The 15179-nt window shown below is 58.2% G+C and carries 14 protein-coding genes; 10 read left to right on the top strand and 4 right to left on the bottom strand.

The genetic code is table 11. The annotated features are described in order from the left end of the window. Nucleotide 1 precedes the first annotated feature (1 nt). The 8 genes from ABNF92_RS18580 (at nucleotide 2) to ABNF92_RS18615 (ending at nucleotide 8577) form a co-directional block, all read left to right on the top strand. Complete coding sequence (locus tag ABNF92_RS18580; protein ID WP_349342972.1) at nucleotides 2–1936, top strand: hypothetical protein; 1935 nt, start codon at nucleotides 2–4, stop codon at nucleotides 1934–1936. Further along, complete coding sequence (locus ABNF92_RS18585; protein ID WP_349342973.1) at nucleotides 1929–4814, top strand: tetratricopeptide repeat protein; 2886 nt, start codon at nucleotides 1929–1931, stop codon at nucleotides 4812–4814. Before ABNF92_RS18580 ends, ABNF92_RS18585 begins: the two co-directional genes overlap by 8 nt. Next, nucleotides 4801–5370: a tetratricopeptide repeat protein gene (locus ABNF92_RS18590; protein ID WP_136631836.1), complete on the top strand. Its 570-nt coding sequence runs from the start codon at nucleotides 4801–4803 to the stop codon at nucleotides 5368–5370. Before ABNF92_RS18585 ends, ABNF92_RS18590 begins: the two co-directional genes overlap by 14 nt. A 15-nt stretch (nucleotides 5371–5385) precedes the next feature. Further along, a complete protein-coding gene (locus ABNF92_RS18595; protein ID WP_136631835.1) occupies nucleotides 5386–5691 on the top strand; it encodes a hypothetical protein in 306 nt (101 codons plus the stop codon). 139 nt (nucleotides 5692–5830) lie between these two features. After that, nucleotides 5831–6538, top strand: coding sequence for a MotA/TolQ/ExbB proton channel family protein (locus tag ABNF92_RS18600; RefSeq protein ID WP_069183336.1), 708 nt, complete (start codon nucleotides 5831–5833; stop codon nucleotides 6536–6538). Between the two features lie 25 nt (nucleotides 6539–6563). Next, a complete protein-coding gene (locus ABNF92_RS18605; protein WP_023009970.1) occupies nucleotides 6564–7076 on the top strand; it encodes a biopolymer transporter ExbD in 513 nt (170 codons plus the stop codon). Next, nucleotides 7073–7573 (top strand): biopolymer transporter ExbD, encoded by a 501-nt coding sequence (locus ABNF92_RS18610; protein WP_064228964.1) that lies wholly within the window; start codon nucleotides 7073–7075, stop codon nucleotides 7571–7573. Before ABNF92_RS18605 ends, ABNF92_RS18610 begins: the two co-directional genes overlap by 4 nt. 5 nt (nucleotides 7574–7578) lie before the next feature. Then, nucleotides 7579–8577: an AgmX/PglI C-terminal domain-containing protein gene (locus ABNF92_RS18615; protein ID WP_069183337.1), complete on the top strand. Its 999-nt coding sequence runs from the start codon at nucleotides 7579–7581 to the stop codon at nucleotides 8575–8577. Nucleotides 8578–8601: 24 nt separating this feature from the next. Here ABNF92_RS18615 and ABNF92_RS18620 read toward each other — a convergent pair whose 3' ends face one another. From ABNF92_RS18620 to ABNF92_RS18635, 4 genes are all read right to left on the bottom strand, one after another. Further along, nucleotides 8602–9966, bottom strand: coding sequence for a sodium:solute symporter (locus ABNF92_RS18620; protein ID WP_349342974.1), 1365 nt, complete (start codon nucleotides 9964–9966; stop codon nucleotides 8602–8604). A gap of 63 nt (nucleotides 9967–10029) precedes the next feature. Then, nucleotides 10030–11754, bottom strand: a complete 1725-nt coding sequence (locus ABNF92_RS18625) for a diguanylate cyclase (RefSeq protein WP_349342975.1) — start codon at nucleotides 11752–11754, stop codon at nucleotides 10030–10032. Nucleotides 11755–11824: 70 nt separating this feature from the next. Continuing rightward, entirely contained in the window at nucleotides 11825–13627 is a 1803-nt protein-coding gene (gene phaC, locus ABNF92_RS18630) for a class I poly(R)-hydroxyalkanoic acid synthase (RefSeq protein WP_136631832.1), read from the bottom strand. Between the two features lie 9 nt (nucleotides 13628–13636). Beyond that, nucleotides 13637–13969 carry a phasin family protein gene (locus ABNF92_RS18635; RefSeq protein ID WP_136631831.1) on the bottom strand — a complete coding sequence of 111 codons (333 nt, stop codon included), beginning with the start codon at nucleotides 13967–13969 and terminating at the stop codon, nucleotides 13637–13639. Between the two features lie 143 nt (nucleotides 13970–14112). On the opposite strand from ABNF92_RS18635, the gene ABNF92_RS18640 reads away from it, so the two are divergent. Continuing rightward, on the top strand, nucleotides 14113–14433 hold the full coding sequence (locus tag ABNF92_RS18640; protein ID WP_069183342.1) for a TraR/DksA family transcriptional regulator: 321 nt from the start codon (nucleotides 14113–14115) through the stop codon (nucleotides 14431–14433). Between the two features lie 38 nt (nucleotides 14434–14471). Beyond that, the gene (locus ABNF92_RS18645) at nucleotides 14472–15173 is read left to right on the top strand and encodes an ABC transporter ATP-binding protein (RefSeq protein WP_349344113.1); all 702 of its coding nucleotides are present in this window, start codon (nucleotides 14472–14474) and stop codon (nucleotides 15171–15173) included. Nucleotides 15174–15179: the final 6 nt, after the last annotated feature.

Below are 15179 nucleotides of genomic sequence, written 5' to 3' on the forward strand. Positions count from 1 at the left end.
CGTGATCACGTCGTTTCGAGCGCTTCCGGTTTTTTTCACCGGTGCTTTGCTCTGGCTGACGATGGTTTCTCCGGCCCAGGCCGAAGATGTTCAACCAGAGCGTGCGAAGGACCTTCGTTACGGTTGGGTACTCTATGAATACCATCAGGGCAACGCCTTCGAGGCACTGACTCAGCTGGCGGTTGCCCGGGAACAGGGTGGCATTGAGGGTCACGGTGACCACCCGGCTCTGGTAGAGGGCGGGCTGATGCTCTCCTGGGGAATGACTCGTGAGGCCAGCCGTTTGTTCACGCAGCTGCTGGGCGATGAAGGTTCGGGCAGCACGCTCTCGCCCGATGTCCGCAATCAAGCCTGGTTCTACCTGGGCAAGGTGTTCTACCTGGAAGGTGATTACGAGCTGGCCAGCGAGAATCTGGGTCGCGTGGATGGCGACACTCTGGCTGAGGCCAACCATGACCTGTTCCGCGAGTGGATTTATCTGCAAGCCCGGCTGGCCATGATGTCTTCGAGGTTCGGAGATGAATCGGGACTTGCGTCGCTTCGCGCGCAACTGGAAGACACTGATATCTGGTCCCTTTACCTCCGCTACAATTCGGCGGTTTCGGCTCTGGCTGCGGGAGAAGCAGTCGCGGCCGAGTCGGAACTGCAGAAACTCATTGCCATCATCGAACAGTCTATCGATGTTGCCGAACCAGAGGACGAGCGCGAGGGACTATTGGGCCGGGCCCGCTTGTCACTGGCCAGGCTGTATCTCAGGGACAATCGGTTCGACATGGCCCTGGAGGTTCTTGGGAACATACCCCTGGACGGGGTATTTGCCGATCAGGCCCTCTTTGACTACGCGGTAGCTGCCGCCGGGCAGGGCAGGCCGGAGCGGGCACTGGATGCTCTCGATACCCTCGCGAATCGCGATCTGTTTCTCCCCTGGCGCCAACAGGTGCCGTTTGCCAGGGCCTACGTTCTAGAGCAGATGAACCGGCCGAAGAGTGCATTGCCCGCTTTTCAAAAGGCAGCCGATCATTACCAGGCCCGGATCGAGGAGCTCGACGGAATCCGGGATAGACTCAGTGAAGAGAGCCTGATGGCGCAGCTGGATTTCAGCCGTGATAGCGACGGGATTCTTACGGATTCCTACGGGCGACTGCGTGTGGAGCCGACCGATTTCGGCATGGCGGAAGTGCTGGCATCGGAGACGTTCCAGCAGGCCCTTGCTGAACTGAACGAACTCTACCGGATGCAGTCCTTCATTGCTGAACGGCAGTCCCGGTTCGAATCCTTCCGGATCATGCTTCAGACCCGCGAACAGCAACGTCAGGTTCGCATTGCCCAGACCCGTCGGGAGCTGGAAAACCAGCAAGCTGACCAGTGGCAAAAGCTACATCAGGCGTTCAGAGACAAGATATCTGCTGCGGTGTCCGAGGAAGACGCCGGTTTCTTCATGACTACAAAACAGAAAGCACTGAGGGACAAGCTCGATGAGGTTGAAGAAACCCTGGCGGGCTTGCCTGACGACGCGACCACCGCCAGCCAGCGCGCGACCTATCAGAGGATGCGTGCCTACTTCGACTGGTGGATTGCTGATGATTACGGGGTGAACCGTTGGGCGGCGCAAAAGCAGCTGCGTGAGCTGGATAGTGAAATGGAACGCTTCCAGGTCCAACGGCAGCCGGTTGAAGCTCTGATGGCCGACGACAGCCGCCATGCCGAACTGGCTCGACGTATCGCTGCCAGTGAGCGGGAACTCGCGAACCTTGGGGCAGAGGTAGCCGATGCACTGGGGAATGCCCGGCGAGCTCTCGTGCGCCAGGTAGACAACATGCTTGCAGCCCAGCAGGAAGAACTGAACGGGTATTTGGTGGCTTCCCGCCATGCCCAGGCGAGGCTGGCGGATCAGCTGTTCCGTGCATCGCAGAGTGCAGGTGTTGCAGATGAATAACTGGGCGCCTGGAAACATCGTTAGAGGGCTTGTTATTGCCGGCGCCCTTGTCATGGTCAGTGGCTGCCAGATGTGGCAGTCGATAATGCCCGTCGGCAACGAGGAAATGCCCCGGGTGCGTGAGGGCACCCTGGCAGCACTGCCGGCAACCGACATTCGGCAATCCCCTGAAGGTCTAGAAGCTGACAGTGGGCCAGCGAGCGATGTCTCCATCGAGACGGTGATGGAAAGCTACAACGCGCTGTTGCCGCTCTTGGACGATCCCCGTAAACAGGTCACGATACGGCATCGATTGGCCGATCTGGAGTTCCAGCGAGCGGAGCGGAAAATGGCGGATACAGCCGTCGATGAGCTCTCCGGTGCGATTGATGCCTATCAGCGTCTTTTGTCTGAATATCCAGAACGCGAGGGCAATGACCAGATCTACTATCAGCTTGCCAGGGCCTGGGAACTTCGGGGTGCGACGCCCCAGCAGCTGGAGGCGCTGAATACGCTGGTCCGCCGTTATCCGGATTCGGAATACTGGATTGAAGCCCAGTTCCGTCGGGGCGATCTGCTGTTCATCGATGGCCGGTACCGGGATGCTGAGCAGGCCTTCGACGAGGTTACCCTTGCCAGCCAGGAACGCATGGCCGATGCCTCGTTTCTTGTGAACGCGCATTACATGAAAGGCTGGAGCCTGTTCAAGCAAGCGCAATATCAGGAGGCCCTGTTCAGCTACGTTGAAGTACTCGACCTGGTGATGCCCGATGGGCAACCGGTTGAAGATGTGGACCAGCGGAGCCAGACCCTGATCGAGGACCTGTTCAGGGTAGTGGGTCTGTCACTGTCGTACCTGGACGGAGCGGAAACCCTTCAGGCGCTGTTTCGCCAGACTGGTGGGCGTCCCTACGAAATTCTGGTCTACGACCGCTACAGTGAGCTCCTGCTGGAAAGGGAGCAGTACACTGACGCGATCGATGTCTATGAAGCTTATATAGAAGACCATCCGGCAAGCCCCTGGGCGCCACGCTACCACATACGGATCATCGATACCCTGGAGCTCGCCGGCTTCACCCGGACTATTCCTGATAGAAAGGCCGGCTTTGTCAGCCTTTACGGTATCTACAGTGATTACTGGCAGTCAGCAGACCCCGATGCGATCGCCTTCATCGAACAGCAACTGGAACAGCTCTTGCCAGAGTTGGCAGACCGTCAGTATCTGCTGGCAGGGGAGGCCACAGATGATCAGCAGGCGGATGGTCACTACCGCAATGCCGCCCGTTATTACGCAGAATTTGCAGCCACATTCCCCGATCACCCCCGGACACCTGAGCGTCTTTTCCTCCTCGGAGAGACCTATCTGGAACTGGAAGACTGGCCGGCAGCCATAGCAGCGTTTGAGCGGGTTGCTTATGACTACCCCGGGGACAGGGTGCCCGAGCGCGCCGCTGAAGCAGGCTATGCCTCTGTGCTGGCCTTCCGGGAGTACGCAAAGACATGGGACAACCAGCCCGTATCGGACCAGAGGGCCTATCAGGAGTTGCAGCAATTGAATCGGCTGCGATTTGCCAACGCGTTCCCGGATGATCCCCGGGCTCCGGCCGTGTATTACATTGCGCTGCAACGGGAGTTTGATCAGAACAACTGGGAAGAAACGGTCAACATGGCAGCCCGTCTTGTTACCTGGCAGCCGGCACCTCCGTCTGACCTGACCACCGAAGCCCTGTTACTGTCTGGCCACAGTCTGTCTGAACTAGCGCGATACGCGGAGGCGGAGCAGGCCTATCGTGATGCCCTCGCCACCATGGCTGAAAACGATGAACGCAGAGGTAGTGTGCGCGAGAATCTCGCCGCAGCAGTCTATCGGCAGGCCGAGCAGCTGGCAGATGCCGGCAATGTGGAGGCGGCAGTCAGCGAATTCCTGCGAGTCGGTAGTGCCGTCCCCGAGTCCGTTTTGAGGGCAAATGCGGAATACGATGCTGCCTCACTTCTGATCACCGCCAATCTGTGGGATCAGGCTATCAGTGTGCTGACCAGTTTCCGGAGGGCTTTCCCGGATCACGAACTGATTGACACTGTCCCGGCAAAACTGGCGCTGGCCTATCGCGAAACGGAGCAATGGGAGCGAGCCGCAGACGAACTTCAGCAAATGGTAGCCCTGGCGACAACGCCCGAAGAGCGTCGGGAAAATCTGCTGATTGCAGCAGAACTCTACGATCAGGCGGGCAACCGGGAAAAGGCGATCGACACCTGGCGCGACTATGCCAACAGCCATCCCGAGCCGGCGGATGTCTATATGGAAGCGGCCAATCGACTGTCCGAGCTCTATCAGGAAGAGGGGGACACAGAAAGACGGGATTATTGGCTGCGCAAGCAGATGGAAACGGTGGACGACGCCCCTGAGGAGGCGGACGACCGCATGCGTTACCTTGCGGCATCAGCCTCGGCGACCCTTGCCCGGGAGGCTCTTGCCCGGTATGACAGCATTCGCCTGACGCTCCCTCTGAACGAGAGCATGACTGCGAAAACCGATGCGCTGGAGAGGGCGGTGAATGCCTATCAGAAAACCGCCAGTTACGGACTCTCCTCGTTCTCGACCGAGGCGGGCTATCAGATTGCCCATATCTATGGACGCCTCGGCGCAGATCTGATGGATTCTGAGCGGCCTACCGGATTGAGCGAGCTTGAACTGGCCCAGTACGAGCTGTTGCTGGAAGAGCAGGCCTATCCATTCGAAGACAACGCCATTGATATTCACGAGCAGAATATCCGGCGGGCCCGGGAGGGCATTTTCGATGAGTGGGTCAGGCGCAGTTACGAGGCCTTGAAAGTGCTGTTGCCGGGGCGCTACCGGAAAGAAGAAGTAACCTCGGGGATTGTCTATGAGCTCGATTAAGACCTTCGGAATCTGTCTTGTCGTGATATCCGTGCTGTCTGGATGTGTGACCGCCCCGCCGCAGCCGGAGTCAGACGAACAAGCCGAGCAGGCGGTTCTTGAGGCGTCATTCAGCGAAGCAGTAAAAGCTATGGAGCGGGGAGACGTTGCCGAAGCCCGGTCCCGATTCGAGCAATTGGCCAGCGACTACCCGGAAAAGGCAGGGCCCATGGTCAACCTGGGAATCATTGCTTTCAACGAAGGCGACACCGAGACCGCCACGAAATGGTTTGAGGCGGCGCTGGCGGTAAATCCCGACCATGTCCAGGCGCTGAATCATCTGGGCGTGATTGCCCGGAATGCCGGAGAATTCGACCAAGCGGAGCAGTTTTATCGCGCCGCACTGTCCTCGGATCCGAAATACGCCCCGGCGATCCTTAATCTCGCCTTTCTGCTCGATATCTACCTGGGGAATCCTGCTGATGCCGTTGAGCTTTACGAGCGCTATCAATCGGTTGCCAGCGAGCCGCACCCGAGACTGGAAGACTGGATCTTCGATGCGAAAAACCGAATCTGATGGGGAGAAGGTGATATGAAACGTCTCGTATTGCTCACTCTGGCTGCGTCCGCGCTGCTGCCTGCAGCGCCTATGCTGTATGCCCAGGACGCCCCGGGTGTTGTAACCATTGAAGGCACCCGCATCCGTGGTGACCAGGAAGTGCCTACTGTGATGTATCTGGTGCCCTGGCAGCCACCGCAAGTCGACGAGTTGCGAGCGCCGGAAGAACGCCTGATGGTCGACCAGGGCCTCACGCCGCTGGAGCGCTATGAATTTCAGCGGTTCATCAGCTACCACCAGGCGTTTATCAAACAGAATCAGGCAGAAACCGGGGAATAGGATGTGATGCCTGTCACATCCTGTGTGTGTACCTGCGCAAGATTAAACAAACCCTCACACAGACTTTCGCGAACTTACCCGCACAGGGGCAGGACGCGCATAGACTGATCTGAAAACCGGACCATGGAGTGCCCAGAAAATGATCGATACCGCCGTTCGCTTCTTCCAGGAAGGTGGCTTTTTTATGTTTCCGATCGCCGTTGTGCTGATCATCGGACTCATTGTTGCCATTGAACGTTACGTCTACCTTTCCGCCCAGAAACTGACCAACCGTCGGGATTTCAACCGCCTCCACCAGATGATTGCAAAGCGCGATCTCAAGGGTGCACTGAATTACACTCAGGAGTCCGGTAGTGCCATGTCCACGATGATCGGCTTCGGCCTCCAGCGTCTGGCCCGCCGCCAGGGTCGCGAAGAGATCGAATACGCCATGGAAGAGGGGCTGCTGGATGTTATGCCCCGGCTGGAAAAGCGCACACAGTATTTGGCAACGCTGGCCAACATTGCCACGCTGCTGGGCCTGCTTGGTACCATCATCGGTCTGATTGCCGCCTTTACCGCAGTAGCCGCAGCGGATCCGGCCCAGAAAGCAAGCCTCTTGTCCCAGAGTATCTCGGTCGCCATGAACACCACGGCGTTTGGCCTGATGTCAGCCATTCCGATGCTCCTGATCCATTCGCTGCTGCAGACCAAGACCAACGAGATTGTTGATAGCTTCGAGATGGCCGGCATCAAGGTTCTGAACCTTCTCAGCGATGGCTCCGGCAATAAGTCCGGTGCACAAACTCAGGGTCAGACTGCCGCTGCGCCGGCACAGGTAGCGACACCGGCCGGTAGCCCGGCCTGATAACCAGCCAGAAGGATGTCAGGCCATGAGACGGAAGCATCGTCGCCTACAAAGTGAGGCAGATCTCGACATCACGCCCTTCATGAATCTCATGATTGTGCTGGTGCCGGTACTGCTGCTGAACATGGTGTTTGCCCACACCAGCGTTCTGGAACTGAACTTCCCGACCGGCGAGAGCCTGTCGGCAGAGCAGGCCGAAGAACTGCAGATCCAGGTTGTGATCTATGAAGATCGGCTGGTTGTTGCAGATAACCAGGGCGGCGTTATCAAAGACATACCCCGACGTGAGGGCGAGTATGATTTTGCTCTGCTCAAGGATGTCATGAAAGAGATCAAGAGTCGGGTGCCGGACAAGAAGGATGTGATCATCATGCCGTCCCGCCAGACCTCCTATCAGTCCCTGGTTTCCGTGATGGATACGGTGCGCTCCTATGAAGCCGTAGTGGCTGGGAGTGTTGTAGAGGCGGAACTGTTCCCCGAAATCTCCCTCGGAGATGCGCCTGCCCAGGCCTCGGGCTCCGCGGAGGTGAGCTCGTGAAAGAATCCGCGAAAGCCCGTCGTCTGAAGCGTCATTACCGCCGCAACAAAAGCCAGGGAAAAATGAACCTGGTGTCGCTGATGGATATTTTTACCATCCTCGTGTTCTTCCTGATGGTGAACTCTTCGTCTGACGTGCAGGTACTCAACCAGAACAGCACCATCAAATTGCCCGATTCGACTGCCCAACAACCCCCGGGTGATGTATTGGCATTAACGGTGACCGACAGGGATATTCTGGTCAATGGTCGACTGGTGGTAAAACGCGACGCCTTCCAGACCTTCGACGGGCAGGTTGAGCCATCCCTGAAGCAGGAGCTCGACTACCAGGCCAGCCGGTCGTCGGCGCCAGCGCCGGATGCAGGGCGTCCGATTACCATTCTTGCGGACCGGGAACTTCCTTACGAGCTGCTCAAGAAAATCATGTCCACCTGTGTGGACGCCGGTTATGCCAGCATTTCCCTGGCGGTTAATCAGCGTACGGAACAGGGAGCCTGAGCCTTATGGATTACCGGTATGGATTGCCCTGGAATCAGGAACGCGGTGAGCGAAAGCGGCTGCTTGCCGCAGCCGTTGTTGTGGTGCCTTTGTTCCTGGCTTTTGCAGGCTATGTCAGTTGGATAGAACTGCCAGAGCGGGACCGTGAGGAACAGGAGGCCTTGCCACCCCAACTCGCCAAACTGATCATCGAGAAAAAGGAACCGCCAAAACCGGTTGTGCCCGAGCCTGAGCCAGAACCACCGAAACCCGAGGAAAAGCCCGTGGAGCAGGCGAAGCCTGAGCCCGAACCGGAGCCCATTCCCAAACCGGTGGTTCCGGAACCTGAGCCGGAACCACAGGTAGCAGAAGAACCTGAGCCCAAGCCGGAACCGAAACCTGAAGAGGTGGCCAAAGCCCGGGAAAAGGCCAAGAACACCGGTATTCTCGCGATGGGGAACGAGCTGTCAAAACTCAGCTCCCTGGCAGAGTCGGTCAAGCTTGATGGGCCGGTAGCGAAGACTGCTGAACCAATTGCGCGGAAAACCGGCGATACGCTCGCAACCCGTGCTACGGAAAATACCCGGAGCAGTGGTGTCAACGAAGAGGCTCTGAACCGGGAGGCTCGTCAGGTTGCGCTTGCTGAGCGCGAGCGCGCAGAGGTTGCGGAGACAGAGCGGGTTGCCGCAGTGAAAGAAGCTGCCCGAAAGGAAAAGCAGGAGACCGCCGCCCGAACCCGAAGCAAGGAAGAGTTGCGTCGAACCATGGACGCCAACAAATCGGCAATATACAGCATCTACAACCGGGAGCTGCGACGGAAGCCTTCGCTCCAGGGGAGTATCACACCGGAATTGGTCATCGAACCTAACGGTGCGGTGTCCAGTTGCTCAGTGGTTGAATCAACGCTGAATGAGCCGGCGCTCGAGAACAAGATCTGTAACCGGTTGAGGCTGGTGGATTTCGGGGCGCGGCCGGGCGTCGACCAGACCAAGATCAGGTACCCGATTGAATTGCTGTCCAGTTAACCGACTGGACAGCATAACCTCCGCCTAGCGTTTCGGGGTCACAACCGCAATCGCGAGACTCACCAGACCGGAGCCTGCAAGGGCTCCAACGAATGGCATAAGGGTCGGAATGCTGCCCGGAAAACTCGCAGCTTCCAGACCTGCCATCAGGCTGCCACCGGAAATCCAGCCTGGCAGAATCGCTCCGAAAAGCCCTGCCAGGCAGCCCAGAATCGCCGCCCGAGTGGTCATCTTTCTCCAAAGCCCCATCAGAACCGGCAACACCGCCGTGGCGCACAGCAGGTCGGCGATCAGAAACAGCCGCAGTACGGAAATGCCCTGAAGCGCTACCAGAACGACCGGAATCATCAGCAGCACAGTGAACCAACGGGCGCTGATTATGGACAGGCCCTGTTTCTCGGTAACCGCCAGGGAAGCAAGCGCGTTCTGCAGGGTATCCACCGACGAAGCGACCAGGGTGATGGCCAAAATAAGAGCCGGTAAAGCAAGCCATGCCGGAGCATCAGCGAGCAAGGCAAAGAACGGAATTGGAGGGCTGCCCAGGTCGGCGCCACTCATGGCGGCCAGGATTCCGAGCCCGCCCACTACGGCGACAACGCCGATGGTGACTGCGCCGCCTAGCAGAGCCCCACGACTGAGGGCACCGGTGTCACGGGCTGACCACAATCGTTGCCAGTATCCCTGGTGGAACAGGTTGGCGGCGGTTACCGCGATTACCAACGTCAGCGCCACGCTCAGAGATGCAGAGGTTGGTATGTCCGGCAGGGCGGCGGGTGTTGCGTCCGGGAGTTTGCCCAGGGCGACGAAACTGACAATGGCGAGCAAGCCGATCAGTAATAATGCCTGCCACTGATCGGTGACGATGCTTGCCCGGAGGCCGCCGACGGCCGTGTATATCAGTGTGGTGACCGCCACGCCAATAACCACAATGCCACCGTCTATGCCGGAGAGCAGCGCGGTAATGGCACCGATGGCGGTGAGCTCCGCGGTCAGGAAGCAGAGCATGTAGAGTACCGAGATCATTGAGACATAGCGGCGCACGCCATTGCCATAGCAGGCGTTGGCGAACTCGCCGATACTGCGTCCCTCGGGCAGGAATCGGCGGATGGCTGGGCCACAGAAGGCGAACACAATGAACGGCAGGGCGGCACCCAGGGCATAGCCTGCCAGCGCCAAAGGCCCGACCAGTGCACCTACCTCAGGCGGTGCAAATAGAATCCAGCCACCCATGCCGGAGGCAAGAAAAGAGAGTCCCAGGGCCCTGGCCCCCTGGCTGTTCCGCGCTGTTACGTAATCATCCAGGCCGCCGTCTGCAAGTCGGGCCCTGAGTCCCAGCCAGGCAAAAAGGATCATGGCAACCGCAATCGCCGCAAGGGTGGTATAAAACATCGGGGGATTCTCCGCCATTCGTCGAGCGGGCTATAGTGCCACAATGGCAAAGGCGGGGCGAGATCACGCGCCCGCAGCAACCTCGGGGGTGAACAGCCGGAACAGATTGCGACCGTCCTGCTTGGCCCGGTACATGGCGATGTCCGCACCTTGCAGCAGCTCGGATGCCGTCGAGCCATCCTGGGGGTAAAGGCTGATGCCAATGCTCGAACCTACACGCTGAGTCGTGCCATCTATGCGATAGGGTTCCTGGTTCTGGGCAATCAGGCGTTCCGCAACCCGATAGGCATCTTCAACATGCTCCAGATCGGGCAGCAGGACAATAAATTCGTCCCCACCCAATCGGGCAAGGGTATCGTCCTCACGCAGACAGCTCTGGACCCGACTCGTGAACTGAAGCAGCAGTTCGTCGCCTGCGGCGTGACCAAGTTGGTCGTTCACGTTTTTGAAATGATCCAGGTCCATAAACATGACGGCAAGCAGTGAGGATCGTCGGTGGGCATGCCGAATAGCGTGCTCCAGTCGGTCTTCAAGCAAGCGTCGGTTCGGAATGCCGGTAAGCGCGTCGTAATAAGCCAGCTGGCGAATCTGATCCTCATTTTTCCTGTTCTGGGTGATATCGGTGAACAGGCCGGCGTAGTGGGTGGTGTTACCCTCGTTGTCGGTAATGGCGGTGATTGTCAGCAGCTCGAGGTAGAGTTCTCCGGTTTTGCGCCGGTTCCAGATTTCACCCCGCCAATAGCCATGGGTAACCAGAGAGTTCCACATCCGCTGGTAGAACTCGGTGTCGTGTCGTCCTGACGAGAGAATCTGCGGTGTTTTGCCGATAACTTCGTCCTGGCTGTAGCCGGTCAGGTGTGTGAATGCAGGGTTAACGAACTCAATGTTCACGTTCCTGTCCGTCACCATGATGCCCTCGAAAGAAGACTCGATGACTCGCTCTGCCAACTGGAGAGTCTTTCGGGACTGGGCAATGGCGCGGTCTCTCTGCTCAAGAGCGTCTCGCAAATCGTCCAGATACATCTGTTCGGCGCCAGCGAGCATATCGTTGTAGCCAATCAGACCGGTCACCTCTCCCTGGCTATTGATCACTGCCAGATGGCGAATCCGGTGGTTGATCAGAAGGTCCCTGGCGTGAATCAACGGGTCCGACTCGCCAACGGTTAACAGCGGCCGGGTGGCGAGGTCAGAAGCCAATGCGTTACCGGTATTACGTGCAATCAGGCGCACAATATCCCGCTCAGTCAGGATCCCGAGACCGCCGTCGTGGCAATCCACCACGATGGCATCTGCCTGCTGACGGTGCATGATCGCAGCCACTTCGGAGAGTGGCAGCTTGCCATCAGTGACGAGCGGGGGGTGGGTAATCGCAGTACTTACTTCCCGCAAGCGCAGGTAGGGTTCCAGCCCCTGATTCAGGGCTAGGTCAGTCTGGGAAAGAATGCCGGACGGGGTGCCGGACTCATCGACGATCAGAAAATGGCGTTTGCCGGTTTCCCGGAAACGCAGTGCGGCTTCGCCAGCATCCATGTCGCAGGGGAGTGTCAGCACCGGGGCACTCATAACGGAACTGACCGGTCGCTCAAAGCTTTCCGGTCTGGAGAAATCGACGGTCAGGGCATCCCGTTCGGTCCAGATGCCGATAACCTTGTCATTATCAGAAATCAGAATCGAACTGACCGAGTTTTCAGCCATACGCGCGGCCGCCTCCGCGATTGACGTTTGCGGAGGGCAACGCAACAGAAGACCGCTGTGCATGATGCGGGATATCGGTAGCGGTCGCCCCATGGTCACTCCTGGTTTTTGTCGTTTTTGGGTCGGGCGTCTTGTTCTTGCCTTTAGAGGTAAAGCGTTTGGGTTACTGTTTAGCAGCATCGGCTGCCTTGACCTTCACATAGCTACCCGGAGCATTTTCAATGGCGGGCAATTTGCCTTCTCCAGGTACTCGGGCCGGTACGTCTCCATCGGAAAAGCGCCCGATCCACTCAAGCCAGTGGGGCCACCAGGAGCCCGGATGGTGTTCGGATTGCTCGAACCAGGCGTCTGCGTCCGGCACCAGTGTGTCGTTGGTCCAGTAGCCGTACTTTTCCTTGTAGGGCGGGTTAATCACGCCAGCGATATGGCCTGAGCCGGAGAGCACAAAGCGGACATCGCCGCCGTGGGCCAGGGCTCCCTTATAAGTTGTTTTCCATTTGGCGATGTGGTCCTGCCGGGCAGACAGGAAGAACGAGGGCACCTCGATCTCGGACAGGTTGATGGATTCCCCGAGCAGGTTCAGGGAATCCGGTTGCACCAACCGGTTATTCAGGTACATCTGGCGCAGATAGTAACTGTGCATGCGTGCAGGCAGATTGGTGCCATCGGTGTTCCAGTACAGCAGGTCAAACGCCGCAGGCTTCTCGCCTTTGAGGTAGTTATTGGTCCAGAACGACCAGAACAACTCGTTTTCCCGCAGCAGATTGAATGTGAACGCCATGGCACGGCCGTCGAGGTAGCCCTTGCGTTCAAGCATTCTCTCAATGCCCCGGATCGAGTGATCGTTGATAAACACCCCGATTCCACCCGGGTCCGAGAAGTCCAGCAGGGTGGTCAGATAGGTGGCGCTGGCTACCGGATTGCGGCCTTTTTTCTTCAGCCAGGCCAGTGTTGAGCCCAGCAGGGTGCCACCGATACAGTAACCGATCACGTTCATCTGTTCTTCGCCGGTGGCTTCGGTTACAGCCTCCATGGCAGCCAGCGGCCCGAGCTCCATATAGTCTTCCCAGCCTTTGTCCCGAAGGGAAGGGCCAGGATTGCGCCACGAGATAATGAAAACAGTCTTCCCCTGGTTCACTAACCACTGGATAAAGGAGTTCCTGGCCGTCAGGTCCAGGATGTAATACTTGTTGATCCACGGCGGCACAATCAGCAGGGGGCGTTTGCTGACGGTTTCGGTTGTTGGCGAGTACTGGATCAGCTGCATCAGTTCGTTCTGGAAGACCACCTTGCCCGGCGTGGTTGCCAGGTTACGCCCAACTTCGAAGGCGGAGCGATCCGTCATGCCAACATTGAACAGGGATGGGTTCTGGCGCAGATCTTCGATGAGCTGACGCCCACCGTCGACCAGGTTCATCCCCTTGCGTTCCCAGGTAATCCGAAGCACTTCCGGATTGGTGGCCGGGAAATTGGAGGGTGAGAGCGCGCTGGTCAGTTGCCGGGCGTAAAACAGCATCTGATCCCGCCCGGCCTGGGGCAACCCTTCCATGCCGGCGACCCAGTTCAGGAACGTGCGGGAATTGATCAGGTACGCCTGGTGAAGCACATCAAACGGCAGATGCTTGTGCCAGTCTTCGGCCTGGAAACGCCGGTCATCGGGTTCGGGTTCCACAACGGGCTTCTTGTCCTTACCCATCAGCCGGGCGAGGGTGTAATACCCCAGCGCGGCATGTTTGCGGGCCAGATCCAGCTCCGCGCCGGCGAACCGGAGCGGATGGAGAAGAAGATCCTCGGCCATTGTCCGGTAAGCGTCGGACATTTCCGTGATCGTGGAGAGGGTTGCATCATCCAGGACGCCAGCGTCTCCCAGCAATTTCTCCAATTGCTGCTGCCCCTGGCGGACGTTCGTTTCAAAAACGTTGACGAGCTGACCAACCGCTTTCCCGAGCGTATCCAGACCGAACATGGGTATCCCCTATTTGGCAGCTTTCGGGCTGGCCTTGGTGACTTCTTCCGGCGCTTTGTCGAACACCTTCTGAATCTGCTCCCGGCTTTCATTGAAGTAGTCCTGCCAGGCTTTCCAGTCTGCTGTGAACTGCTCGCTCAGGGATTTCAAAGTTTCCGCCTGATCGCCAGTGAGGCTTTTCAGGCCTTCCAGATCACGCACTTCAGACACCTTTTTGGCCTGCTCCATGGTGACATCGGCATAGCGGCGGAAGGCGTTCATCTGCATTTCCGCGGCCTTTCCGAACTGCTCAACCAGGGTCTCGTTCAGTCGGGTCGCCTTTTCAAAAAGCTCAGTGTTCATGGTCACAACTCCTTTGCATGAAGAATCGATGGAGTTCCATTCTGCCTCAGCCGGCGTGACGCAATTTTGACAAGCATCAATCCCGGGTTCAGCTTATGCTTTATTGTAAGAGAATGTTTTCCCGGCAAGGCAGGAGGCACCACATGACTGACCGGAAATCCGAACTGGAAACCTTGAAGGCAGACCTGACGGCCCGACTTTCCCGCTATGAAGCCCATCAGCACCGGGAGGCTGGTGCGCTGGACAAGGATTTCGAGGAACAGGCTACCCAGACCCAGAATGACGAGGTGGTCGACTCGCTCGAAACGGAAACCCGTGCAGAGTTGGTGCAGATTGAACACGCACTTGCGCGCATTGAGAACGGTGTGGGCGACGAATGTGAATCCTGCGGCGAAGCCATCGACCCGCGCCGTTTGCAGGTGTTGCCCTATACCACGGTCTGTGTCGACTGTGCCGAAGACTGACTGACACAGTGGAACCACGGACGGCGGGCAGTTCAGAACTGCCAGTGTTTCATACACGAGGGCTGACCAAGACTTACGATCAGGGCGAGGTTCAGGTGCATGCGCTACGTGGCGTCGATCTGGATCTTTTTGGCGGCGAGCTTGTCGTCATGCTTGGCGCCTCCGGTTCGGGTAAATCCACGCTTCTCAATATCCTGGGTGGGCTGGACGTTCCCACCTCCGGGGAGGTCCACTACCGGGATATAGACCTCAGCAAGGCCGGCGATCGGGAACTGACCCGTTACCGTCGGGAACACGTCGGTTTTGTATTTCAGTTCTACAACCTGATTCCGAGCCTGACTGCCCGTGAAAACGTGGCGGCGGTTACCGAGATTGCATCCAACCCCATGGCGCCCGAAGAGGCTCTTGCCCTGGTGGGCCTGCAAGCGCGCATTGATCACTTTCCCGCTCAGTTGTCGGGTGGTGAGCAGCAGCGAGTTGCCATTGCCCGGGCTGTCGCCAAGCGTCCGGCTGTGCTGCTTTGTGACGAACCCACGGGAGCGCTCGATTCAGCCACTGGCGTGCTGGTCCTTGAGGCCCTGGCGAGGGCAAACCGGGAAACCGGTACCACGACGGTTATTATCACCCACAACGCTTCGATCGCGGCCATGGGCGACAGGGTCATAACCCTTTCCGATGGCAACATCAGCGGCGAACACCGCAATTCTGAGCGCCAGGATCCCCGGACCCTGTCATGGTGAAAAGAC

Source organism: Marinobacter sp. MMG032 (assembly GCF_040112695.1).
GTDB lineage: Bacteria > Pseudomonadota > Gammaproteobacteria > Pseudomonadales > Oleiphilaceae > Marinobacter > Marinobacter salsuginis.

What these genes read in the sequence shown, in the direction of transcription:
- ABNF92_RS18585 (WP_349342973.1), top strand. Translation starts at nt 1,929, where the DNA reads ATGAATAACTGGGCGCCTGGAAACATCGTTAGAGGGCTTGTTATTGCC.
- ABNF92_RS18590 (WP_136631836.1), top strand. Translation starts at nt 4,801, where the DNA reads ATGAGCTCGATTAAGACCTTCGGAATCTGTCTTGTCGTGATATCCGTG.
- ABNF92_RS18595 (WP_136631835.1), top strand. Translation starts at nt 5,386, where the DNA reads ATGAAACGTCTCGTATTGCTCACTCTGGCTGCGTCCGCGCTGCTGCCT.
- ABNF92_RS18600 (WP_069183336.1), top strand. Translation starts at nt 5,831, where the DNA reads ATGATCGATACCGCCGTTCGCTTCTTCCAGGAAGGTGGCTTTTTTATG.
- ABNF92_RS18605 (WP_023009970.1), top strand. Translation starts at nt 6,564, where the DNA reads ATGAGACGGAAGCATCGTCGCCTACAAAGTGAGGCAGATCTCGACATC.
- ABNF92_RS18615 (WP_069183337.1), top strand. Translation starts at nt 7,579, where the DNA reads ATGGATTACCGGTATGGATTGCCCTGGAATCAGGAACGCGGTGAGCGA.
- ABNF92_RS18620 (WP_349342974.1), bottom strand. Translation starts at nt 9,966, where the DNA reads ATGTTTTATACCACCCTTGCGGCGATTGCGGTTGCCATGATCCTTTTT.
- ABNF92_RS18625 (WP_349342975.1), bottom strand. Translation starts at nt 11,754, where the DNA reads ATGGGGCGACCGCTACCGATATCCCGCATCATGCACAGCGGTCTTCTG.
- phaC (WP_136631832.1), bottom strand. Translation starts at nt 13,627, where the DNA reads ATGTTCGGTCTGGATACGCTCGGGAAAGCGGTTGGTCAGCTCGTCAAC.
- ABNF92_RS18635 (WP_136631831.1), bottom strand. Translation starts at nt 13,969, where the DNA reads ATGAACACTGAGCTTTTTGAAAAGGCGACCCGACTGAACGAGACCCTG.
- ABNF92_RS18640 (WP_069183342.1), top strand. Translation starts at nt 14,113, where the DNA reads ATGACTGACCGGAAATCCGAACTGGAAACCTTGAAGGCAGACCTGACG.